This window comes from Actinomadura sp. WAC 06369 (assembly GCF_003947565.1).
GTDB lineage: Bacteria > Actinomycetota > Actinomycetes > Streptosporangiales > Streptosporangiaceae > Spirillospora > Spirillospora rifamycini.
In genome coordinates this window covers 20,916-43,014 of the sequence record NZ_QHJN01000004.1, presented here as the reverse complement: position 1 = coordinate 43,014, position 22,099 = coordinate 20,916, and the positions used below count along the sequence as shown (strand labels likewise).

Sequence of the window (22,099 nt, the reverse complement as noted above, 5' to 3'; positions counted from 1 at the left end):
CCGCGATCGGGGGACGGTCAGCGCACGTCCACGATCGGCAGCCGCAGCGCGGCGGGCGCGTCCGCCGGGACGACCGGGTTCTTCGGCGCGACGGCGCCGACGCGGCGGTAGGCGTCGCCGAGTTCGGGGCGCGGGTCGGGCTCGCCCCGGTTCGGCCACAGCGACATGGCCCGCTCGGCCTGCGCGGTGATCGTCAGGGACGGGTTGACGCCGAGGTTCGCCGAGACGGCCGAGCCGTCCACGACGTGCAGGCCGGGGTGCCCGTAGACGCGGTGGTAGGGGTCGATGACGCCGGTGGCGGGCGAGTCGCCGATCGCGCAGCCGCCGAGGAAGTGCGCGGTCATCGGGACGTCGAACAGGTCGCCCCAGGTGCCGCCGGCGAGGCCGCCGACCTCCTCGCCGATCAGCCGGGTCGCCTCGTGCCCCTCCGGGATCCACGTGGGGTTGGGCTCGCCGTGCCCGGCGGCGGCGCGGACGTCCCAGCCGAACGGGCCCTTCTTCGGCGACAGGGTGATCGAGTTGTCGCGGGTCTGCATGACGAGCGCGATGACGGTCCGCTCGGACCAGTGCCGGACGTCGAACAGCTGCACCAGGTCGCGGGGCCTGCGGGCGACCTCGCGGAGGAACTTGCGGAAGCGCGGGACGTGCGGCTCGCCGGGCCGGTCGCCGTCGACGAGGAGCGTCTGCAGGCCGGCGAGCAGGTTCGAGCCACGCCCGTACCGGACGGGTTCGACGTGCGTGTCCGGGGCGGGATGGAACGACGAGGTGATCGCGACGCCCCGGGAGTAGTCGGGGCCCGGCTTCCCGTTCGGCCGCCCGCCGCCGAGGATCGCCTCGGAGTTGGTGCGGGTGAGGGCGCCGAGCCGGTCGGACACGCGCGGCAGCCGCCCGGTCGACTTGAGCTTGTGCAGGAGCTTCTGGGTGCCGTAGGTGCCGGCGGCGAACACGACCTGCCCGGCGGTGAGGACCTTGCGGTTGCGGCCGAACGAGCCGGTCCGGACGATCTCGACCGCGTACCCGCCGCCCTCGGCGGGGGCGACCTCGGTGACGCGGCTGAGCGGCATCACCCGGGCCCCGGCCTTCTCGGCGAGGTACAGGTAGTTCTCGGTGAGCATGTTCTTGGCGCCGTGCCGGCAGCCGACCATGCACTCGCCGCATTCGAGGCAGCCGCGGCGGCGCGGCCCGGCGCCGCCGAAGTAGGGGTCGGCGCTCTCGATCCCGGCGCCGCGCCCGAAGAAGACCCCGACGGGCGTCTTGACGAACGTGTGGCCCTTGCCCATCCGGTCGGCGACCCGGCGGATCACCTCGTCGGCGGCGGTCGTGGTGGTGTTCTGCACGACGCCGAGCATCCGGCGCGCCTGCTCGTAGTGCGGGGCGAGCTCGTCCTGCCAGTCGGTGATGTGCGCCCACTGCCGGTCCTTGAAGAACGGCTCCGGCGGCACGTACAGCGTGTTGGCGTAGTTGAGCGACCCGCCGCCGACGCCCGCCCCCGCCATGACGAGGACGCGGCTCTGCTTCGTCCCGCGGATGAGGTGCAGCCGCTGGATGCCGGTGAGGCCGAGCGCGGGCGCCCACAGGTAGCGGGCGACGCGCCAGTTCGTCTTCGGCAGGGCGGGGTAGCGGGAGCCGGGCGCCCCGGACGGGTTCGTGTCGAAGCGGCGGCCCGCCTCGATCACCCCGACCTTGTAGCCCTTCTCCGTCAGCCGCAGCGCGGTGACGCTGCCGCCGAACCCCGACCCGATGACCAGGACGTCGTAGTCGTGCTTCACTCGCGCTCGTGGCCCTTACTTGATCCGGAACTTCTTCATCAGCTTGATCCCGTTCGCCATGAACCCGGCGAAGGTGTCGTAGCCGATGCTTCCGGGCGGTTCGAGGTCCATGTAGTGCTGGCTGGCGACCGTCTGGACCTCGGTGAACTTGAGCAGGCCCTCGGCGCCGTGCCGGCGGCCGACCCCGGACTGCTTCATGCCGCCCATCGGCGAGTCGTAGGACGCGTAGGCGGCGCCGTACCCGTCGTTGATGTTGACGGTGCCGGCCTGGATCCGGGCGGCGAGGCGGCGGCCCGCGGCGACGTCCTTCGTCCAGATCGACGCGTTGAGCCCGTACGGGGTGTCGTTGGCGCGCTCGACGACCTCGTCCTCGTCCCGGTACTTGTAGATCGACACGACCGGGCCGAACGTCTCGTTCGCGCACAGGTCCATGTCGGTGGTGACGTCGGTGAGCAGCGTGGGCTCGAAGAACAGGGGGCCGACGTCCGGCCGGGCCTTCCCGCCCGCGAGGACGGTCGCGCCCGCCTCGACGGCCTGGTCCACGTGCCGGGTGACGGCCGCGAGCTGCCGCTCGTGGGTGAGCGAGCCCATCTCGGCGTCGAAGTCGAGCCCGGTGCCGAGCTTCATGGCCGAGACGAGTTCGGCGAGCCGCGGGACGAACCGGTCGTACACGTCCTCGTGCACGTACATGCGCTCGATGGAGATGCACAGCTGGCCCGCGTTGGTGAAGCAGGCCCGGAGGGCGCCGCGCGCGGTCCGCTCGACGTCGGCGTCCGCCCTGACGATCATCGGGTTCTTGCCGCCGAGCTCCAGCGAGTACCCGACCAGGCGCGGCGCGACCTTCTCCGCGATGGCCGTGCCGCCGCGGGTGGAGCCGGTGAACGACACGTAGTCGGCCTCGCCGATCAGCGGGTCGCCGATCTCCGCCGGGTCGCCGACGACGATCTGCCACACGTCCTCCGGCAGCCCCAGCTCGACCAGCAGGTCGAGCACCCACAGGCTGGACAGGCACGTCTGGGTGTCGGGCTTGTGGACGACCGCGTTGCCCGCCATGATCGCGGGCGCGATGTCGCTGGCGCCGAGCGCGAACGGGTAGTTCCAGGGGGCGATCAGCGCGACGACGCCCTTCGGGTGCCGCAGCTCCTGGACGCGGGTCAGCCCCGGCATCATGCCCTGCCTGCGCTGCGGCTTCAGCAGCTTCCCGGCGCGCCGGGCGTAGTACAGCGAGCACAGCGCCACGTCGAGGAACTCCTCCAGCGCGTGCCGCCGGGCCTTCCCGGTCTCGAGCTGGATGACGTCGAGGATCTCCTCCCGCCGCGCCACCAGCGCGTCCGCGAGCCGCAGGAACGGCTTGACCCGCTCGCGGACGGGCAGCGCCGCCCACGCCCGCTGGGCGGCGCGGGCCCGCTCGTGCGCGCGGCGGACGTCGCCGGCCGTGGACAGCGGGACGGTCGCCAGCGGCTTGCCGGTGAAGGGGGCCGGGATCGTCGCGGACTCGGCGCCGTCCGACGCCACGCGCGCGACCAGCCGGTCGAGGAGGTTCGAGGGGAGTTCGTGCGCCGCCGCACCGTCGGCACGGACCGTCGGAGATGCCATGCAGAAGAGGGTATGACCGCCCGGCCATTTTTGCTACCCGCAAGTAACGGCGATTTCACGCGGCGCCCACCCGAACGGACCGTTCCAACCGGCGCGGACTTCCGCAACTCCCGGACTGACCATGCTCGACCGGTGTATTCCGAAAAGGCGGCGCCGACGAAGCCAGAGCCGACTGGCACGAAGCGGCGGAGACGGCACGGACAGAACCGACAGAGCCGACAGGACAGATAGAGCCGACGCGCCCCCCACGCGAAGGGAACCCACCCCATGACCGACGCCCACGGCGACGACCCGTCCGCGGACACCGCGAACGGCGCCCCGCGGCACCGGGCCGGCGGCGGCCCCGCCGCCCGGCGCGAGCGCCGCGAGCAGACCCGCGACGCCCTCCTCGCCGCCGCCGAGCGCCTGTGGGCCGAGCACGGCATCCACGGCGCGTCCCTCGACGACGTCGCCGCGGCCGCCGGGCTCACCAAGGGCGCCGTCTACTCGAACTTCACCGGCAAGACCGACCTGCTGCTCGCCCTGCTGGAACGCTTCACCAGCGACCGCCTCGGCACCGAGCTGCGCGACGACCTCGCCCCCGACGCCGCCCGGCCCGCCCTGCCCGAACCGGACGCGGGCGGCCGCGCCGGGCGCGTCCGCCCGTCCCCCGAACCGCCGGACGCCGCCCGCCGCATCGCCCTCCTCCTCGTCGAGTTCTGGCTCTACGGCATGCGCGACTACGCCGCCGGCTGGCGGATCGCCGACTGGTACGCCGAGCGCCGCGCCCGGCTGGCCCGCGACCTGCCCGAACGCGACGGCATCGCCCCGGACGACCGCGCCGCGCTCGCCGTCGCGCTCGACGTCGGCCTCGCGTTCCAGCACCTCCTCGACCCGGCCCGGGTGCCCGCCGGCCTCTACGACGCCGCCCGCGCGCTCGTCCGCCCGGACGCGGCGGAGAGCACCGGCGCACTGACGGACGCGCACTGACGGGCGAGCACGGACGAGCGAGCACCGCCCGGCGCCCGGTTACGGGGTGGCGGTCGGGACGATGTCGGGCGCGCCGCGGCGGTGCGCGTCGGCCTCCTGGTCGTCGACCTGCGTCTGCGAGGCGCGCTCCGCCTCCACCCGCTTGCGGTAGTACTCGATCTCCCGGTCGCGCTGCTTCTTCGACCAGCCGAGCACCGGCGCCAGCAGGTCGGCGGCCTCCTGCGCGACCCCGACGCCGCGGTCCCACGTCTCGATCGAGATCCGGGTCCGCCGCGCCAGGACGTCGTTGAGGTGCCGGGCGCCCTCGTGCGACGCGGCGTAGACGACCTCCGCGCGCAGGTAGTCGTCCGCGCCCGCCAGCGGCTTGCCCAGGTCGGGCTTCTCCGCGATCAGCCGCAGCAGGTCGTCCACCAGCGTGCCGTACCGGCGCAGCAGGTGCTCGATCCGCGCCACGTGCAGGCCCGACCGGCTCGCCAGCCGGTGCCGCGCGTTCCACATCGCCTGGAAGCCGTCGCCGCCGACGAGCGGGATCCGGTCCGTGCACGACTCGGCGACCTTGCCGTCCAGCCCGTGCGCCACCGCGTCGATCGCGTCCTTCGCCATCACCCGGTACGTCGTGTACTTCCCGCCCGCGACCAGGACCAGCCCCGGCACCGGGTGCGCCACCACGTGCTCGCGCGACAGCTTCGACGTCTCGTCCGTCTCCCCCGTCAGCAGCGGGCGCAGACCCGCGTACACGCCCTCCACGTCGTCATGCGTGAGCGGTGTGGTCAGGACGGAGTTGACGTGTTCGAGCACGTAGTCGATGTCGGCCTGGGACGCCGCCGGGTGCGCCTTGTCGAGGTCCCACGCGGTGTCGGTCGTCCCGATGATCCAGTGCCGCCCCCACGGGATCACGAACAGCACCGACTTCTCCGTGCGCAGCAGGATGCCCGTGGACGAGTGGATGCGGTCCTTCGGCACCACCAGGTGGATGCCCTTGGACGCCTTCACGTGGATCTGCCCGCGGCCGCCCACCAGCTCCTGGATGTCGTCCGTCCACACCCCGGTCGCGTTCACGACCTGCTTCGCGCGGACCTCCGCCGTCGTGTTCGCCTCCAGGTCGCGGACCCGCAGCCCGGTGACGCGCTCCCCCTCCCGCAGGAACCCGACGCACTGGACGCGCGACGCGATCTGCGCCCCGTACTCCGCGGCCGTCCGCAGCGCCGTCATGACGAACCGGGCGTCGTCCACCTGCGCGTCCCACAGCTGGATCGCCCCGGTGAACGAGTCCTTGCGCAGCGAGGGCGCCAGCCGCAGCGCGCCCTTCCGGGTCAGGTGCCGGTGGTGCGGGACGCCCCGCGTGCTGCCCATCTGGAACGCGAGCGCGTCGTACAGCGCCACGCCCGCCCCGATGTACGCCCGCTCCCACGCGCGGTGGGTCGTCGGCAGGAGGAACGGGACGGGCCGCACCAGGTGCGGCGCGATGATCTGCAGGAGCAGGCCGCGCTCGGTCAGCGCCTCGCGGACCAGGTCGAAGTTGTACTGCTCCAGGTACCGCAATCCCCCGTGGATCAGCTTCGACGACCGCGACGACGTCCCCGACGCGAAGTCGCGCGCCTCGACCACCGCGACCGACAGCCCCCGCGTCGCCGCGTCCAGCGCCGCCCCGGCGCCCACGATGCCCCCGCCGACCACCACCACGTCGAATTCCTCGCGCGCCATGCGGTCGAGGGCGGCGGCCCGCTCGGCGGGCCCCAGCCGCGAACTGCCCAGGCCGGTCACCGGTGATCCCGTCATCGCACATTCCCCCCACACACGGATCGACTACGCCAAGTACCTACCCCACAGTAGGTACGGACCTACCCCGGAATCGGCCGATTCCCCTGGTGTGTCTGGTCTCAGATCGCCGGACGCGCGGAAGCCCCGGACCCGCACGGGCCCGGGGCTTCCGGAAAGTACCCGGTTCAGTCGCCGCGGCGCGGCGCCACGACCACCTGCACCCGCTGGAACTCCTTCAGCTCCGTGTACCCGGACGTCGCCATCGCGCGCCGCAGCGCCCCGATCAGGTTCATCGACCCGTCCGCGACGTGCGACGGGCCGTGCAGGATCTGCTCCATCGTCCCGATCGTCCCGACCTCCAGCCGGGTGCCGCGCGGGATGTCCGGGTGGTGCGCCTCGCTGCCCCAGTGGTAGCCGCGCCCCGGCGCCTCGGTGGCCCGCGCGAACGGCGAGCCCACCATCACCGCGTCCGAACCGCACGCGAACGCCTTCGCGATGTCGCCGCTGTTCACCATGCCGCCGTCCGCGATCACGTGCACGTACCGGCCGCCCGACTCGTCCAGGTAGTCGCGGCGCGCCGCCGCCACGTCCGCGACGGCCGTCGCCATCGGCACCGCCACGCCCAGCACCGTGCGGGTCGTGTGCCCCGACCCGCCGCCGAACCCCACGAGGACGCCCGCGGCGCCCGTCCGCATCAGGTGCAGCGCCGCCGTGTACGTGGAGCAGCCGCCCACGATGACCGGGACGTCCAGGTCGTAGATGAACTGCTTGAGGTTCAGCGGCTCCGCGCGCCCCGACACGTGCTCCGCCGACACGGTGGTGCCGCGGATGACGAACAGGTCGACGCCCGCGTCGATGACCGTCCGGTGGAACTGCGCGGTGCGCTGCGGCGACAGCCGCGCCGCGACCGTCACCCCGGCCTCCCGGACCTCCTCGATCCGGCGGCCGATCAGCTCCGCCTTGATCGGCTCGTTGTAGATGTCCTGGAGCCGCCGGGTCGCGCGGGCGTCGTCCAGCGACGCGATCTCGGCGAGCAGCGGCTCCGGGTTCTCGTACCGCGTCCACAGCCCTTCGAGGTCGAGCACGGCGAGCCCGCCGAGCCGCCCCACCGCGATCGCGGTGGCCGGGCTGACGACGCTGTCCATCGGCGCCACGACCAGCGGCATCTCGAACCGGTAGGCGTCGATCTGCCAGGCGACGCTGACCTCCTCCGGATCGCGCGTCCGGCGGGACGGCACGATGCCGATGTCGTCGAAGGCGTACGCCCGCCGGCCGCTCTTGCCGGCGCCGATCTCCACGTCTGCGGCCACTGCGCCCTTCCTCTGGTCACGGGACGTCCAGGGCGTTCCCGCGCGCTGCGGAAACAAGCCCCGGAAGAGCTTACGTCAGCCCAGGACAGGGCCAGGACGCCCCTGGGGGGTCAGCGCCCCTGGTAGTTCGGCGCCTCGACCGTCATCTGGATGTCGTGCGGGTGGCTCTCCCGCAGCCCCGCCGGGCTGATCCGCATGAGCTGCCCGCGTTCCTGCAGCTCGGGGATCGTCCGGGTCCCGGCGTACCACATCGACTGGTGCAGCCCGCCGACGAGCTGGTGCGCGACGTTCGCGAGCGGCCCCCGGTACGGCACCTGCCCCTCGACGCCCTCCGGGATCAGCTTCTCCTCGCTGCTCACGTCGGCCTGCGCGTACCGGTCCTTGGAGAACGAGCCGCCCCGCTCCCGGTTGCGCATCGCGCCGAGCGACCCCATGCCCCGGTACGACTTGTACTGCTTGCCGTGCACGAAGATCAGCTCGCCGGGCGACTCCTCGATGCCCGCCAGCAGGCTGCCGAGCATCACCGTGTCGGCGCCCGCGACGATCGCCTTCGCGATGTCGCCGGAGTACTGGATGCCGCCGTCCCCGATCACCGGGACGCCCGCCTCCTTCGCCGCCCGCGCCGCCTCGGAGATCGCCGTGAGCTGCGGGACGCCGACGCCCGCGATGATCCGCGTGGTGCAGATCGAGCCCGGCCCGACGCCCACCTTGACGGCGTCCGCCCCGGCCTCGACCAGCAGCTTCGCGCCCGCGTACGTCGCGACGTTGCCGCCGACGACCTGCACCCGCGAGCCGCCCTTGATCGCCGCGATCGTGTCCGCGACGCCCTTGGAGTGCCCGTGCGCGGTGTCGACGATGACCACGTCCGTGCCCGCCTCGATGAGCGCCCGCGCCCGCGTCACCGCGTCCTCGCCCACGCCCACGGCCGCCGCCACCAGCAGGCGCCCGTCCGCGTCCTTGGTCGAGTGGGGGTACTTCTCGCTCTTGGTGAAGTCCTTGGTGGTGATCAGGCCCTTGAGCCGGCCGTCGCCGTCGACCAGCGGCAGCTTCTCGACCTTGTTGCCCGCGAGCAGCGCGAACGCCTCGTCCCGCGTCACGTCCACCGGCGCGGTGACCAGCGGCATCGCCGTCATGACCTCGCGCACCGGGCGCGACGGGTCGGACTCGAAGCGCATGTCCCGGTTGGTGACGATGCCGACCAGCACGCCCCGCACGTCGGTGACCGGCACCCCGGAGATCCGGTAGCGGGCGCACAGCTCCTCGACGTCGGCGAGCGTGGCGTCCGGCAGGCACGTCACCGGCTTGGTGATCATCCCGGCCTCGGACCGCTTCACCCGGTCGGCCTGGTCGGCCTGCTCCTCGATCGGCATGTTGCGATGCAGCACCCCGATGCCGCCCTGCCGCGCCATCGCGACCGCCGTCCGGGCCTCGGTCACCGTGTCCATCGCCGCCGACAGCAGGGGGATGCGCAGCGAGATCTCCCGGGTCAGCCGCGTCGTCGTGTCGGCCTCGCCCGGCTGCAGGTCGGAGTACCCGGGGAGCAGCAGGACGTCGTCGAAGGTGAGGCCCTGGGGGAGGAACTTGGCGGGCTCGGCGGCGGGGTTCATTGCGACCTTCCGATCGTGGTGGCGGTGTCCGGCCAGGTCAGGGCGACCCTGTACCCATGGTAGGGCGTGCGTCCGCGCCGCGAGGGGCGGTTGGGGACGGTCCCCGAGTGGGCTTGATGACACCGCACAACAACCGCGCCCCGCACCGACATTCCCCCGCGTACCGCCCCGCCACGCGACCGTTTCGACGCACCGCCCGCCGGGGGGTGCACCTCACCGGGCCTCTACCAGTAGCGTGGGAGTGTGCACGACGACGCTCCGCTCGACCCGTTCGCCGGAGATCCGGACGACCCGGCGGCGTCGCTCGGCGACCCGGGCGAGGACGCCGCCCCGCTCAGCGTGACCGAACGCGAGGACGTCCTGGCCGACCTCGCCGACCTCGAAGTCTTCCGCACCCTCCTCGAGCCCCTGGGCGTCCGCGGGCTCACGGTCGACTGCGGCGACTGCGGCAAGCCGCACTACATCGACTGGGAACTCCTGCACGGCAACCTGCGCCACCTCCTCGACGAGGGCCTTCCCCGCGTCCACGAGCCGGCCCTCTCCCCGGACCCGGTCGACTACGTGTCGTGGGAGTACGCCCGCGGCTACGTCGACGGCGTCATCGACAGCGAAGAGGGCCGCGACGACTGATCCCGCGCCCCCGCCCCCACCGGACGGCCGCATGGCCCGCGTCACTCCGGGAGGACGGGGTGGTTGCTGCGGAAGACCCCCTCGGGGTCGTGGGCCCGCTTGACCGACCGCAGGCGGGCGAGGGCCGCGGGGGCGAAGGCGTCCGCGGCCGTCTCCGCCGGGTTCAGGTACGTGAAGGGCTTGCGGCCGGACAGGCGCGGGGCGAGCGCTTCGGCGAGGTCGCGCTGCTTCGCGGTGACGGCGGCGGACGACCCGGGGCCGGTCGGCACGCCGAACAGGTAGAGCGAGTAGGGCTCGTCCAGGGGGCCGTGCGGGCCGTCGGACGGGCGGGCGAACGCGCCGCCGAGGTGCCGGACCTGCACGCTCATGAGCGGGGCGATCGGCTCCAGGAGGATCTTCGCGGCGAGGTCGTCGAGGTCGGTGAGGAGTTCGCCGCGGGAGATCCCGGCGCCCGGGTCGGTGGGTTCGGCGGTGATCGGGCCGAGTTCGGCCGGCGTCATGGGGCGGCGGCCGTCCGACAGCGGGGCGCCGGCGGCGTCGAGGGGGCGCAGCAGGTCGCGGGCCTCGGCCTCGTCGCCGAGGTAGGTGACGTCCACGGCGACGAGCGGGTCGGAGCCGGGGAAGTGCAGGAGGTCGAGCCAGGCGGTGAGCCGGTCGGGCGCGGCGGCGGTGACCTCCCGGTAGGCGGCGAGGACCTCGGGGGCGCGGTCGCCGCTCCACAGCATCCGGCCGCCGTACAGGGCGGGGGCGGGGTGCAGGTCGAACTCGACGGCGGTGACGATCGCGTAGTCGCCGCCGCCGCCGCGCAGCGCCCAGAAGAGGTCGTCGCCGGCGGTGACGCGGCGGGCGGTGCCCGCGGCGTCGACGACGTCGAACGCGGTGACGGAGTCGGCGGCCCAGCCGTGCGCGCGGCCGAACCAGCTGAGGCCGCCGCCGAGGGTGTAGCCGGTGACGCTGACGACGGGGGAGCTGCCGGGCAGGCCGGTGAGGCCGTGCGGCGCGGCGGCCGCCTGGACGCGGCCCCACTGGACGCCGGCCCCGGCGCGGGCGCGGCGGGCGGACGGGTCGACGTGCAGGCCGTCGAGGCGTCCGGTGCGCAGCAGGATCGCGCCGCCGGTGCGGCCGGTGGCGCCGTGCCCGCCGGGCTGGGTGGTGATCGTGCGCCCGGTGGCGCGGGCGTACCGGACGAGCGCGGCGACGTCGTCGGCGTCGGCGGCCTCGACGACGGCGTCGGCGGGCTGCTCGACGGCGAGGTTCCAGGGGCGGCGGGCGGCGTCGAAGCCGGGGTCGCCGGGGAGCAGGACGCGGCCCCGGACGGCGGTGCGCAGGTCGTTCATGGTCGGCCTCGATTCTGGACGGTTCTGGATCTTCCGTGTCCAGTTACGAGGCTAGGGAGCGAAGAGACCGGCCACAGGGTGCAATCCCACGCCAGAAAAATGGGTCAATTCGGCCGACGGAGGGGACGCAGCGCGCAGCCAGGGGTCGCGGTAAAGGTCTGGGCGCGGGCTACACCGCTCCCACGAAACGTGCGCGGTCGAGCCCGCGCCGCCTAGTCGCGGGTGAACCGTTTCCAGCGTTCGCGGGCCTGGTCGCGCAGCTCGCGGAGCGTGGGCGGCTCGGCGTCGCCATCGCCGTCGCGGTCGTCGTCCTCGCGGGACAGCGACAGGGACGGGCGCGCGTCCGGCTCCGGGCGGGACTCGAGGAACCGCTCCAGCCGCTCTTTGAACTCGCGCTCGACGGGCTCGGGGACGCCCCGGTCGGGCGCCGCGGACGTCGCGGGCGCCGCCGTGGTCGGACGGGCGCGCTCGGACGGGCGCCGCACCGGCGGGTCGGGCGGCGCGGGACGCGCGTGGGTGGCGGCGACCGCGTCGTCGGCGTCGCGCGGCGGATCGGCCGGGCCCGCGGCGCCGGGGACCGGGGGCGCGACCGCGGACGACCGGTCCGACACGCCGCCGCCGGCCGCGGCGACGCCGGTGCTGGCGAGGACGGCGCCCGCGACGCCGAGCGCGACGATGGTGCGGGGCCCGCGGCGGCGCGGGCCGGGGCCCGCCGGGACCGGCGGGGCCGGTTCCTCGACGTCGCTGATCAGCGCGGTCAGCAGCCGGACGGCCGGGTCGGTCTCGTCGGGCGGGGCGGCGCGGTCAGCGGAGCCGGCAGCGCGCCGGGCCGCCATGGCGTCGATGATGGCGTCGGTACGGCGCACCGCGCTCAGGTCGGCGGGGGCCGATGGCCCGCCCCCCGCTGCGGGGGCGTCGTGGGGGCGTGATGGCTCGGCCGGATTCGGGGCGCCGTGGCTCCGCTCCGTCAAGCGATCGACTCCTCTCTGGCCATCGCCCGAAGCCGGGCCAGCGCCCGGTGCTGCGCGACCCGTACCGCCCCCGCGGACATGCCCAGTACATTACCGGTCTCCTCGGCCGACAGACCCGCCACGACGCGCAGCAGCACCAGCTCGCGCTGCTGCTCGGGCAGCCGCGTCAGCAGGTCGCGGGCGCGCTGCGCCTCGATGTGCCGCACCACCGTCTCCTCGGGCCCGGGACGGTCGTCCGGACCGTCCGGCAGGTCCTCGGTGGGCACGGCCGCGCGGACCGCGCTGCGCAGCGCGTCCGCGATCTTGTGCGCGGCGATGCCGAAGACGAAGGACGCGAAGGGGCGGCCCATGTCCCGGTAGCGGGGCAGCGCGGACAGGACGGCGATGCACACCTCCTGCGCCACGTCGTCGGCGATGTGGTACTGCCCGGAGACGCGGCCGAGCCGGGCCCGGCAGTACCGGACGATCATGGGGCGGACCTCGGCGATCAGCACCTCGATCGCGGCGGGGTCGCCCTGGACCGCCAGCGCGGTCAGTTCCTTGAGATCACCGTCGTCGGGCTTCGCCGTCCGCCGCCTTCCACGGCGGACGTCGCGGGGCGGGGGCGGCGGTCCCCCGGAGAGCTCGGCTGCGCTCGCGGCCATGGTCCGGGCGTGGCTTCCCTCGGTCACGTCAAGCATGATGCCCAGCGCCGCCGGGCGTGTCGCCACCGTCTCGTACAACGGAATGGTCACAGTTCCGGGCCGGGGGATGCGCGGAAGGGCCCCCGTCCGTACGGACGAGGGCCCCTCGAAGACGCGCGACACGCCGTCCGACGTGCGCTTTCGCCGTGGCCGTTGATCAGTGGCCGTGACCGTGGCCGTGGCCGTGCCCGCCGGCGGGCTCCTCTTCCTCCTCCGGCTTGTCGACCACGAGCGCCTCGGTCGTGAGCAGCATGCCCGCGATGGAGGCGGCGTTGGTGACGGCCGAACGGGTGACCTTCACCGGGTCGATGACGCCCTGGGCGACCAGGTCGCCGTACTCGCCGGTGGCGGCGTTGTAGCCGTGGCCGGCCTGCAGGTCGCGCACCTTGGAGACGACGACGTAGCCCTCCTGGCCCGCGTTCTCGGCGATCCACCGGAGCGGCTCGTCGAGCGAGCGGCGCAGCGCCTCGGCGCCGACGGCCTCGTCGCCGGACAGGCCGAGGGCGTCGAAGCCCTCCTTGGCGACGTGCACCAGCGCGCTGCCGCCGCCGGAGACCATGCCCTCCTCGATGCCGGCGCGGCTGGAGGAGATGGCGTCCTCGAGACGGTGCTTCTTCTCCTTCAGCTCCACCTCGGTGGCGGCGCCGACGCGCAGCACGCAGACGCCGCCGGCCAGCTTGGCCAGCCGCTCCTGCAGCTTCTCGCGGTCCCAGTCGGAGTCGCTGTTCTCGATCTCGACCTTGATCTGGTTGACGCGCGCGTTGATCTCGTCCGCGGACCCCTCACCGTCGACGATGGTGGTGTTGTCCTTGGTGACGGTGATCCGGCGCGCCCGGCCCAGGTCGTCGATGTCGATCGAGTCGAGCTTGAGGCCGAGGGCCTCGGACACGACCTGGCCGCCGGTCAGGGTGGCCATGTCGCCCAGCATCGCCTTGCGGCGGTCGCCGAAGCCCGGCGCCTTGACGGCGACGGAGGTGAAGGTGCCGCGGATCTTGTTGGCGACGAGCAGCGCGAGGGCCTCGCCCTCGACGTCCTCGGCCACGACCAGCAGCGGCTTCTTGGTCTGGGCGACCTTCTCCGCCAGCGGCAGGAACTCCTGCACGTTGGAGATCTTGCCGTCCACGATGAGCACGTAGGCGTCCTCGAGGACGGCCTCCATGCGCTCGGGGTCGGTGACCATGTGCGGGGACAGGTAGCCCTTGTCGAACTGGAGGCCCTCGGTGAACTCCAGCTCGAGGCCCATCGTGTGGGCCTCCTCGACGGTGATGACGCCGTCCTTGCCGACCTTGTCGAACGCCTCGGCGATCAGCTCGCCGATCTGCGGGTCCTGCGCGGAGATGGTCGCGACGTGCGCGATCTCCTCCTTGGTCCCGACCTCGCGGGACGCCTTCAGGAGCTGGTCGGAGACGAACTGGGCGGCGGCGTCCATGCCGCGCTTGAGGGCGAGCGGCGACGCGCCGGCGGCGACGTTGCGGGTGCCCTCCCGGACCAGCGCCTGCGCGAGGACGGTCGCCGTGGTGGTGCCGTCGCCCGCGATGTCGTTGGTCTTGGTCGCCACTTCCTTGGCGAGCTGGGCCCCCAGGTTCTCGTAGGGGTCCTCCAGCTCCACCTCGCGGGCGATGGTGACGCCGTCGTTGGTGATCGTCGGCGCGCCGAACTTCTTGTCGATGACGACGTTGCGGCCGCGCGGGCCGATCGTCACCTTGACGGCGTCAGCGAGAGCGTTGACGCCGCGCTCAAGAGCCCGGCGAGCGTCCTCGTCGAACTCCAGGATCTTCGCCATGCGGATTCTCCTCTTTCACGCGGTCCGCCCCGGCCCCGCCGAAGTCGGCGCGGACCGGGGCGGGCGCATCACGTCTCGCTGATTACTTCTCGATGACCGCGAGCACGTCACGGGCCGAGAGCACGAGGTACTCCTCGTTGTTGTACTTGACCTCGGTGCCGCCGTACTTGCTGTAGAGCACGACCTCGCCGACCTTGACGTCGACGGGGACGCGGTCGCCCTTGTCGTCGACGCGGCCCGGGCCGACGGCCACGACGGTGCCCTCCTGGGGCTTCTCCTTGGCGGTGTCGGGAATCACCAGGCCCGACGCGGTGGTGGTCTCGGCCTCGAGCGGCTGGACGACGATGCGGTCCTCGAGCGGCTTGAGAGTGACCTTGGTGGCGGTCGTCACGATCTGACCTCCCCTTCGATAGGTCCTCGGCCGGCCACGGTCGGCCGACCGGCAACTGTGACAGAGAGAGGCGACCCTGGACCGGCCTGCCGTCGCGGGTGCCAGACCGACCTTGTCGCTGTGTTGGCACTCTAGCGTGGAGAGTGCCAGACATGAAACTATGCCGTGCCCGGTGGCTCGTCAACACGAACGCGAACGTCCGCGGCGAGCGTCCGGCAACGGTTCCGCGACGTTCACGGAGCGCTAACTTCACCCTATGGACCCCGTCTCCTTCCGCCGCCTGCTGGCCCCCTCCGGTCAGGACGTCCTCGCGGCGGCGACGGGGGCGGACGTCGGCGGGGACGGGCTGCTCGCGACGGCGGCGCGGCTGCGGGAGGCGCACGACCCCGATCTGGTGGCGGCGGCGCTGACGCAGGCCCGGCTGCGGGAACGCGCGAAAGCCAAGTTCGGCGCGGACGCCGAGCGGATGTTCTTCACCGAGGCCGGGCTCGAACAGTCGACCCGGGCGAGCGTGGCCGCGTACCGGGCCGGACGGTTCGCGGACCGGCTGGCGGGCGCGCGCGTGCTGGAACTGGGGTGCGGCATCGGGGCCGACCTGGTCGCCCGTGCGCGCGCGGGCCTCATCGGGGACGGGATGGAGCTCGACCCCCTGACGGCGGAGGTCGCGCAGGCGAACGTGGACGCGCTCGGCGTCGCCGACCGCGCGTCCGTCCGGGTGGGCGACGCGGTCGAGCAGGACCCGGCCGGGTACGCGGCCGTGTTCGCCGATCCCGGGCGCCGCACGGCGCGCGGCCGGGTGTTCGACCCGCGCGCGTACGAGCCGCCGCTCGACGCCGTCCTCGACCTGGCCGGACGGACGGGCGGCGCGTGCGTGAAGGTCGCGCCGGGGATTCCGCACGAGGCGGTGCCGGCGGGCGCGGAGGCCGAGTGGATCTCGGTGGGCGGCGACGTGAAGGAGGCCGCGCTGTGGCTCGGCGGGCTCGCGGGCGGCGTCCCGCGGCGCGCGACGCTGCTGGCCGGGGACGGCGCGGTGGCGGGCTCGCTGGTGCCGCGCGGGCTCGGCGACCCGGACGTCCGCGGGTGGGGCCGCTACCTGTACGAGCCGGACGGCGCGGTCATCCGGGCGCACCTGGTGGCGGAGGTCGCGGAGCGGGTCGGCGGCGGGCTCGCGGACCCGCGCATCGCGTACGTGACGTCGGACGAGGCGCACGCGACGCCGTTCGCGTCCGGGTACGCGATCGAGGACGTGCTGCCGTTCTCGGTGAAGCGGCTGCGCGCGGAGCTGCGGCGGCGGGACGTCGGGGTGCTGACGGTCAAGAAGCGCGGGTCGGCCGTGGACGTGGACAAGCTGCGCCGCGACCTGGGGTTCGGCGGGCGCCGGCGGCGGGGCGGGGCCGAGCTGACGGTGGTGGTGACGCGGGTCGGGCGGGACCCGGTGGCGCTGCTCGTCCGTCCGCTGGCCGACCCGCCCGCCGGGCCGCAAGGGCGCTGACCCGCCCGGGGCGGGCGGCGGCCGGGAATCGATTCCAAAGATCTTCCGGGGGCCCCGGGCGGTCCAAGCGCGCCCCGGCGGCGCACCATGGCGGTGCAAATCATCGGCGCATTCCGGCATTGCGTTCCCCAGGGGACCGCGGGACGCGCGGCAAGGCGGTAACGGGCCCCGTGAATCGGCGCGGGCGGATCGGCGCCCGGAGAAACACCAAGGGTTGTTCAGGAACGGGTGGGGCGGAGGTGTCGAATGCCGTCCGCGGCCGCCGCGGCGAGCGGTCGCGGGCCCGCGCGCGGCGCGTGCGGGCCCGGTCGCGGCCGTCCGGCGGGGGCTCGGGAACTGCCGATGTTGGGCGAGATGTACGGACACGGCGCCCCACGGCGCCCCCGGCCCGACCGGCGGACAAGCCAGGCCGCACACCCGCATTCGCGGCGAGTGCCATCGAACCGGGAATTTCCCGCCAAGAATGGCGATCTCCGACCTTTTCCGCCAGTCGGGTAACGCGTGCATTCCACGGAACTCGCAACGTTCTCTGCTACCCGTTATAGCGGCGCTCTACACGCACTAGAGTGGCGGCTTCACGATTCATTGCCGTGCGCCTTTTCATCGCATCGGCACACGAAGGAGCTCCGGTGGAAACGAATCACAACTTCCTGCAGACAGGGGGTCAACCGGTCTCGGATCGGATGCGGGAGTTGCTCGCCCGTGCGGCGCAGGACCACGTCTACGAACAGCGCTCGCAGGGTCAGGTCCTGGATGAGATACGGCAGCGGCTGGAAGGGATGGAGTGGCTGCTGCGGGAGGTCCGGGAGCGGGAGCTCAGCGGGCTGACCGGGCAGATCGAGAGCGTCCGCGGCCAGGTGGACGACCTCGCGGGCAAGCCCCCCGAGTGGGCCGAGGGCCTCGCCCTGCACATCGAGTCCGTCGGCGAGAAGGTCAAGCCGGTCGCCGAGCTCCCGGCGCTGTGGGCCGATGTCGGCGTCGTCGCCGAGCACGTCGACGAGGGCCTGAACCGCCTCCAGACGATCCTCGACTCCGCGCAGCACATCACCGACGTCACGCAGCAGGCGTCGCAGCGGATGGACGAGATGACCAAGCGGCTCGACAAGCTGCAGGGCAGCATGGAGGCCGCGTCCGTCCGCTTCAACCGGCTCGACAAGTCGCTCGCGGAGCTGGGGCACCGCTCGGAGCGGCTGGAGCATTCGATCAACGGCGTCACCGCGCGCGTGGACCAGTCGCTCGGCGAGATGGCCGAGCGGATGGAGCAGGGGCTGGAGGCGGTCAGCGGGCGCGTCGAGGGCGTCGGCGGGCGGCTGGACGGGCTGGACGGCCGGCTGGACGGCGTGGACGGGCGGCTCGAGGGCCTGTCGGGCAAGCTGGAGGGCGTCGACGGCCGGTTCGAGAGCCTGGAGGGGCGGATCGACGGCGTGGGCGAGCGGATCGCCCGGCTCCCGGACGCGCTGGAGATCACCGGCGTGCACCGGATGCTGACCGAGCTGGTGCAGCGCCCGGCGCCCGACCACGGCGACCGGTTCGACGCCCTGGAGAAGCACCTCGCCGACGCCGTGGACCCGCTCGTCGAGGAGCTGCGGGCGCGTCCCGACCGCGACGAGGTCAAGGCGACGATGTCGGAGATCGCCGAGACGGCCTACAGCGACGTCGCCCGCCGGATGGACGAGTTCGGCCGCCGGTTCGACGACGTCCACGACGACGTCCGCAAGCGGATCGAGGGCATCCACGAGGAGGTCTCGAAGAAGGTCGAGGGGGCGCTGGAGGAGTTCACCACGCAGGTCGACATCGTGTCGCGCCGCGTGGAGTCGGTGCACATCGACGTGACCAAGCAGGTGGAGTCGGTGCACCACGAGGTGTCCCGGCAGGTCAGCGGCGTGCACGACGACGTCACGCGGCAGGTGGGCGGCATCCACGAGGACGTCGCCAAGCAGGTCGGCAACCTGCAGGAGGACGTGGCCCGGCAGGTCGGCGGCGTCCAGGACGACTTCGTCCGGCGGATGGAGGGCGTGCACCACGAGGTGGGCCGCCGCGCCGAGGCGGTGCAGGCCGAGTTCACCAAGCGGTTCTCGCACGTCGAGGACGAGGTGGGCCGGAAGGTCGAGAGCGTGCACGACGACGTGTCGAAGCAGGTCGGCGCGGTGCACGAGGACGTGCTGAAGCGGTTGTCGACGCTGGAGGAGACGATGCTGGCGCTGGCCGAGGCGCTGCTGCGGCCGCGGCGGGACGGCAAGGACTGAGCCGGGCGCGGCGGGGCGTCCGGTCGGGGATCGCGGGTGGGGCCGTCCGGGCCCCACCCGTTTCGCGTTCCGGGCGGGCGCGGGACGCCGAATACTGTTCGGAAACGGGTGGATACCGAACGGAATCTGCGAAGTTCGTCCGTTAAATGGGTTCGATGACCGAAAGGCCGGTGGGCCGAGACGGCGATGACGTGCTGTTTGTTACGTTCCGTCTTCGCAAAATCACTCCCAATACCGTTCGGAATCCGTTTTCATGGATCTCGTGACCCATACTCAGGCTCTCAGCCAACCGCTCGGCGCCCCGCCCGGCGACGCCACGCTGCGCTGGGTCGAGGAGTGCCTCGGGAAGGGCGCCGAGGTGCGGATGGTGCGCCCCCTCCCCGGCGGCACCGCGCACGCCAACCACGCGCTGCTGGTCGAGAGTCCGTCCGGCAGCGCGCACCGGCTCGTGCTGCGCCGCTGGACGGTCCGGGACGCGCCGGGCGGCGACCCCCGCGCGGACGCCGCCGCCCCCGCGGGCGGCGCGGGCGGGAACGCGGCGCGGCGGTCGTTCGGCGAGGCCGAGTTCTCCCCGGAGCGCGAGATCGCCGCACTCGCCCTGCTCGCCGGCACCGCCCTCGCGACCCCCTCGCTGGTCGCCGCCGACCCGGCCGGCGCGCACTGCGACGCCCCCGCCCTGCTGATCTCCCGGCTGGACGGCCACCCTCCGCGCCCCTCCCCCGACGACCTCCCCGAGTACCTGATCCAGCTCGCCGCCGCGCTCCTGCTGGTGCACGGGGTGAACGGCGCCGGGACGATGCCGCCGTACGTCCCGCACAACCGGCTCGACGTGCGGGTCCCGCCCGAGCACGCGCTGCGCCCCGAACTGTGGGAGCGCGCGTTCGAGGCGGCGTCGGGGCCCGCCCCCGAGGCGCCCGCCCGGTTCATCCACCGCGACTACCACGCCGACAACACGCTGTGGACGTACGGGCGGCTCACCGGCGTCGTCGACTGGTCCGACGCGTCGTCCGGGCCGGTCGCGGTCGACGTCGCGCGCATGCGGCTCGGCCTCGCCGTCCGGTACGGCCGGTCCGTCGCCGACCGGTTCCGGTCGACGTTCGACATGGTGTCGGGCGGGCACGCGCACGACCCGTACTGGGACGTCCGGTGCGTGCTGGAGCTGCTCCCCGAGGACGGCGACCGGACGATCGACGAGGCGACCGTCCCGCTCCTGGAGGACTACCTGGCCGCGCTGCTCGCCGAGCTGCGCGGCTGACCGCCCCGCCCGCGGCGCCGCCGCGCCGCTACAGCGTCACGGACTCGATCGGAAGGCTGGAGTCGGCCGGGAGCGCCAGCTCGGACGGCGCCAGACCGGCCGACACCAGCTCCGAGCCGAGCGCCGCGACCATCGCGCCGTTGTCGGTGCACAGCTTCGGGCGCGGCACGCGCAGCCGCACGCCCGCCATCTCGCAGCGCTCCGCGGCGAGCGCCCGCAGCCGCGAGTTCGCCGCGACGCCGCCGCCGATCAGCAGGTCGCGGGCGCCGTTGTCCTTGCAGACCTTCAGCGCCTTGTGGACGAGCACGTCCACCACGGCCTCCTGGAAGGACGCCGCGACGTCCGCGACCGGCACCGGCTCGCCCGCCCGCTGCCGCGCCTCCACCCAGCGCGCCACGGCCGTCTTCAGGCCGGAGAACGAGAAGTCGTAGGTGCCGTCGTTGTACTTGCCGCGCGGGAACGCGATCGCCGCCGGGTCGCCGTCCCGGGCCATCCGGTCGATCACCGGGCCGCCCGGGAACCCGAGGTCGAGGACCCGCGCGACCTTGTCGAACGCCTCCCCGGCCGCGTCGTCCACGGTGCTGCCGAGGGACCGGACGTCCGACGCGACGTCCGGCACCAGCAGGATCGACGAGTGCCCGCCCGACACCAGCAGCGCCACGCACGGCTTCGGCAGCGGGCCGTGCTCGAGCTGGTCGACGCACACGTGCGCGGCCAGGTGGTTCACCCCGTACAGCGGCTTGCCGAGCGACAGCGCGTACGCCTTCGCCGCCGCGACGCCGACCATCAGCGCGCCCGGCAGGCCCGGCCCGGCGGTCACGGCGAACGCGTCCACGTCGGCGAACGCGACGCCCGCGTCGGCGAGCGCCCGCTCGACCGTCGGGCCCATCGCCTCCAGGTGCGCGCGGGACGCGACCTCGGGCACGACGCCGCCGAACCGCGCGTGCTGCTCGACGCTGGACGCGATGGCGTCCGCCAGCAGCGTGCGCCCCCGGACGATGCCGACGCCGGTCTCGTCGCACGACGTCTCGATGCCGAGCACCAGCGGCTCGGAGTCCCCGATCACGTGTCCTCCCTGGTGAAGCCCACGGGCGGACGCTCCCGCAGCCTGCGGAACATCACCGCCGCGTCCACGTCCGCGGGCTGGTAGTAGCGCTCGCGGATGCCGATCTGCTCGAACCCGAACCGCTCGTAGAGCCGGCGGGCCGGGGCGTTGTCGACCCGCACCTCCAGGAACAGGCCCTCGCTGCCGCGCCGCACCGCCTCGTCGATCAGCTCGGTGAGCAGCAGCGCGCCGATCCCCGCGCCGCGCCGGCCGGGCGCGACGCCGATCGTCTGGACGTCCGCCTGCCCGCCCGCGCTCGCGAGCCCCGCGTAGCCGACGACCTCGCCGCCGGGCGTCTCGGCGACCACGTACCGGCGGGTGCCCGGCTGCCCGGCCAGCTCCTCCCGCAGCATCTGCTCGGTCCACGCGTCGTCGGGGAAGAGGGCCTGCTCCAGCAGGTGGACGGCCGGGAGGTCGGCGTCCGTCATGTCCCGCAGGACGATCTCCGCCCCGGGCCCGCCGGCCGCGGGGCCGCCCGGACCGGCGGCGGTCATACCGGCGTCACCTTCTTGCGCGGGCCCGGCTCCTTCGCGTCGGGTCGGCGCAGGTACAGCGGCTCGGGCGGCAGCAGGTCGGGGCCACGGCGGCCGGACAGCCGCGTGACGGCCAGTTCGGCGAGCGCCTTCGCGTCCGGCAGCATCGGCTCCTGCGCGGCGTCCCCGAAGTACAGTGCGGCGCCCTCGCCGACGACCGGAAGCCCCTCGGCCTCCACCTCCGCCGGCGGCCCGACCGCGGGTTCCGTGGCGCGCGCGCGAGCCGAGTTGTAGCGCGCCCAGTACAGCTCCTTGCGGCGCGCGTCCGTCGCGACGACGAACGGCTCGTCGCGTCCGGTCGCCCAGGCGAGCACGTCCAGCGTGCAGACGCCGTGCACGGGGACCTTGAGGGCGTCGCCCATGGCGCGCGCCGTGACGAGCCCGACCCGCAGGCCCGTGTAGGGGCCGGGGCCGACCCCGACGGCGATCGCGCTCAGGTCGTCCGGCGCCGCGCCCGCGTCCGCCATCACCCGCGCGATCGACGGGGTGAGCAGCTCGGTGTGCTTGCGCCGGTCGACGGCCTCGGACGCGGCGCGGCACGCGGCGCCCTCGCCCGGAACCCACTCGTACAGCGCCACGGTGACCGCGGCGGTCGCGGTGTCGAAAGCCAAGACCAGCACGGATTACAAGGGTAGTGCAGGCCGGACGCCCCCGGGACTCC

18 protein-coding genes are annotated in these 22,099 nt (G+C 73.7%); 5 read left to right on the top strand and 13 right to left on the bottom strand.

Translation table 11 applies throughout. From position 1 onward, the window contains the following. Positions 1–17: 17 nt before the first annotated feature. Both DMH08_RS02050 and DMH08_RS02045 read right to left on the bottom strand, forming a co-directional pair. Positions 18–1,769 carry an FAD-dependent oxidoreductase gene (locus DMH08_RS02050; protein ID WP_125611279.1) on the bottom strand — a complete coding sequence of 584 codons (1,752 nt, stop codon included), beginning with the start codon at positions 1,767–1,769 and terminating at the stop codon, positions 18–20. A gap of 15 nt (positions 1,770–1,784) precedes the next feature. Continuing rightward, on the bottom strand, positions 1,785–3,365 hold the full coding sequence (locus DMH08_RS02045) for a succinic semialdehyde dehydrogenase (protein WP_026402978.1): 1,581 nt from the start codon (positions 3,363–3,365) through the stop codon (positions 1,785–1,787). A 267-nt stretch (positions 3,366–3,632) separates the two neighbouring features. Here DMH08_RS02045 and DMH08_RS02040 point away from each other — a divergent pair, with 267 nt between their 5' ends. Next, positions 3,633–4,334 (top strand): TetR/AcrR family transcriptional regulator, encoded by a 702-nt coding sequence (locus DMH08_RS02040; RefSeq protein ID WP_125611277.1) that lies wholly within the window; start codon positions 3,633–3,635, stop codon positions 4,332–4,334. A gap of 39 nt (positions 4,335–4,373) precedes the next feature. On the opposite strand, the gene glpD is transcribed toward DMH08_RS02040, so the two are convergent. The 3 genes from glpD to guaB all read right to left on the bottom strand — a co-directional run bounded on the left by glpD (position 4,374) and on the right by guaB (position 9,012). Beyond that, the gene (glpD, locus tag DMH08_RS02035; RefSeq protein WP_034518355.1) at positions 4,374–6,113 is read right to left on the bottom strand and encodes a glycerol-3-phosphate dehydrogenase; all 1,740 of its coding nucleotides are present in this window, start codon (positions 6,111–6,113) and stop codon (positions 4,374–4,376) included. A 167-nt stretch (positions 6,114–6,280) separates the two neighbouring features. Beyond that, on the bottom strand, positions 6,281–7,393 hold the full coding sequence (locus DMH08_RS02030) for a GuaB3 family IMP dehydrogenase-related protein (RefSeq protein WP_026402976.1): 1,113 nt from the start codon (positions 7,391–7,393) through the stop codon (positions 6,281–6,283). 122 nt (positions 7,394–7,515) lie between these two features. Beyond that, positions 7,516–9,012, bottom strand: coding sequence for an IMP dehydrogenase (gene guaB / locus DMH08_RS02025; RefSeq protein WP_026402975.1), 1,497 nt, complete (start codon positions 9,010–9,012; stop codon positions 7,516–7,518). A 243-nt stretch (positions 9,013–9,255) separates the two neighbouring features. Here guaB and DMH08_RS02020 point away from each other — a divergent pair, with 243 nt between their 5' ends. Further along, a complete protein-coding gene (locus DMH08_RS02020) occupies positions 9,256–9,642 on the top strand; it encodes a DUF5319 domain-containing protein (protein WP_026402974.1) in 387 nt (128 codons plus the stop codon). A gap of 41 nt (positions 9,643–9,683) precedes the next feature. Here DMH08_RS02020 and DMH08_RS02015 read toward each other — a convergent pair whose 3' ends face one another. The 5 genes from DMH08_RS02015 to groES all read right to left on the bottom strand — a co-directional run bounded on the left by DMH08_RS02015 (position 9,684) and on the right by groES (position 14,807). After that, entirely contained in the window at positions 9,684–10,979 is a 1,296-nt protein-coding gene (locus tag DMH08_RS02015; protein ID WP_125611275.1) for an FAD-binding oxidoreductase, read from the bottom strand. 212 nt (positions 10,980–11,191) lie between these two features. Next, positions 11,192–11,815, bottom strand: coding sequence for a hypothetical protein (locus tag DMH08_RS02010; protein WP_125611273.1), 624 nt, complete (start codon positions 11,813–11,815; stop codon positions 11,192–11,194). A 131-nt stretch (positions 11,816–11,946) separates the two neighbouring features. Next, positions 11,947–12,594, bottom strand: a complete 648-nt coding sequence (locus DMH08_RS02005) for a sigma-70 family RNA polymerase sigma factor (protein WP_425248258.1) — start codon at positions 12,592–12,594, stop codon at positions 11,947–11,949. Between the two features lie 196 nt (positions 12,595–12,790). Then, a complete protein-coding gene (groL, locus tag DMH08_RS02000) occupies positions 12,791–14,416 on the bottom strand; it encodes a chaperonin GroEL (RefSeq protein WP_026402971.1) in 1,626 nt (541 codons plus the stop codon). A gap of 82 nt (positions 14,417–14,498) precedes the next feature. Next, a complete protein-coding gene (groES, locus tag DMH08_RS01995; protein ID WP_026402970.1) occupies positions 14,499–14,807 on the bottom strand; it encodes a co-chaperone GroES in 309 nt (102 codons plus the stop codon). A gap of 256 nt (positions 14,808–15,063) precedes the next feature. Between groES and DMH08_RS01990 the strand changes: the two genes are divergently transcribed. From DMH08_RS01990 to DMH08_RS01980, 3 genes are all read left to right on the top strand, one after another. Further along, on the top strand, positions 15,064–16,299 hold the full coding sequence (locus tag DMH08_RS01990; protein WP_125611271.1) for a class I SAM-dependent methyltransferase: 1,236 nt from the start codon (positions 15,064–15,066) through the stop codon (positions 16,297–16,299). Between the two features lie 683 nt (positions 16,300–16,982). After that, positions 16,983–18,545, top strand: coding sequence for a hypothetical protein (locus DMH08_RS01985; RefSeq protein WP_051301113.1), 1,563 nt, complete (start codon positions 16,983–16,985; stop codon positions 18,543–18,545). 253 nt (positions 18,546–18,798) lie between these two features. Continuing rightward, the gene (locus tag DMH08_RS01980) at positions 18,799–19,800 is read left to right on the top strand and encodes an aminoglycoside phosphotransferase family protein (RefSeq protein WP_125611268.1); all 1,002 of its coding nucleotides are present in this window, start codon (positions 18,799–18,801) and stop codon (positions 19,798–19,800) included. 28 nt (positions 19,801–19,828) lie between these two features. On the opposite strand, the gene tsaD is transcribed toward DMH08_RS01980, so the two are convergent. Genes tsaD through tsaB form a run of 3 tightly spaced genes read right to left on the bottom strand, consistent with a single transcriptional unit; the run spans position 19,829 to position 22,058 of the window. Then, positions 19,829–20,866, bottom strand: a complete 1,038-nt coding sequence (tsaD, locus tag DMH08_RS01975; RefSeq protein WP_233617353.1) for a tRNA (adenosine(37)-N6)-threonylcarbamoyltransferase complex transferase subunit TsaD — start codon at positions 20,864–20,866, stop codon at positions 19,829–19,831. After that, the gene (gene rimI, locus DMH08_RS01970) at positions 20,863–21,399 is read right to left on the bottom strand and encodes a ribosomal protein S18-alanine N-acetyltransferase (protein ID WP_125611266.1); all 537 of its coding nucleotides are present in this window, start codon (positions 21,397–21,399) and stop codon (positions 20,863–20,865) included. Before rimI ends, tsaD begins: the two co-directional genes overlap by 4 nt. After that, entirely contained in the window at positions 21,396–22,058 is a 663-nt protein-coding gene (gene tsaB / locus DMH08_RS01965; protein ID WP_026404112.1) for a tRNA (adenosine(37)-N6)-threonylcarbamoyltransferase complex dimerization subunit type 1 TsaB, read from the bottom strand. The genes rimI and tsaB overlap by 4 nt, the downstream gene beginning before the upstream one ends. Between the last annotated feature and the right edge of the window lie 41 nt (positions 22,059–22,099).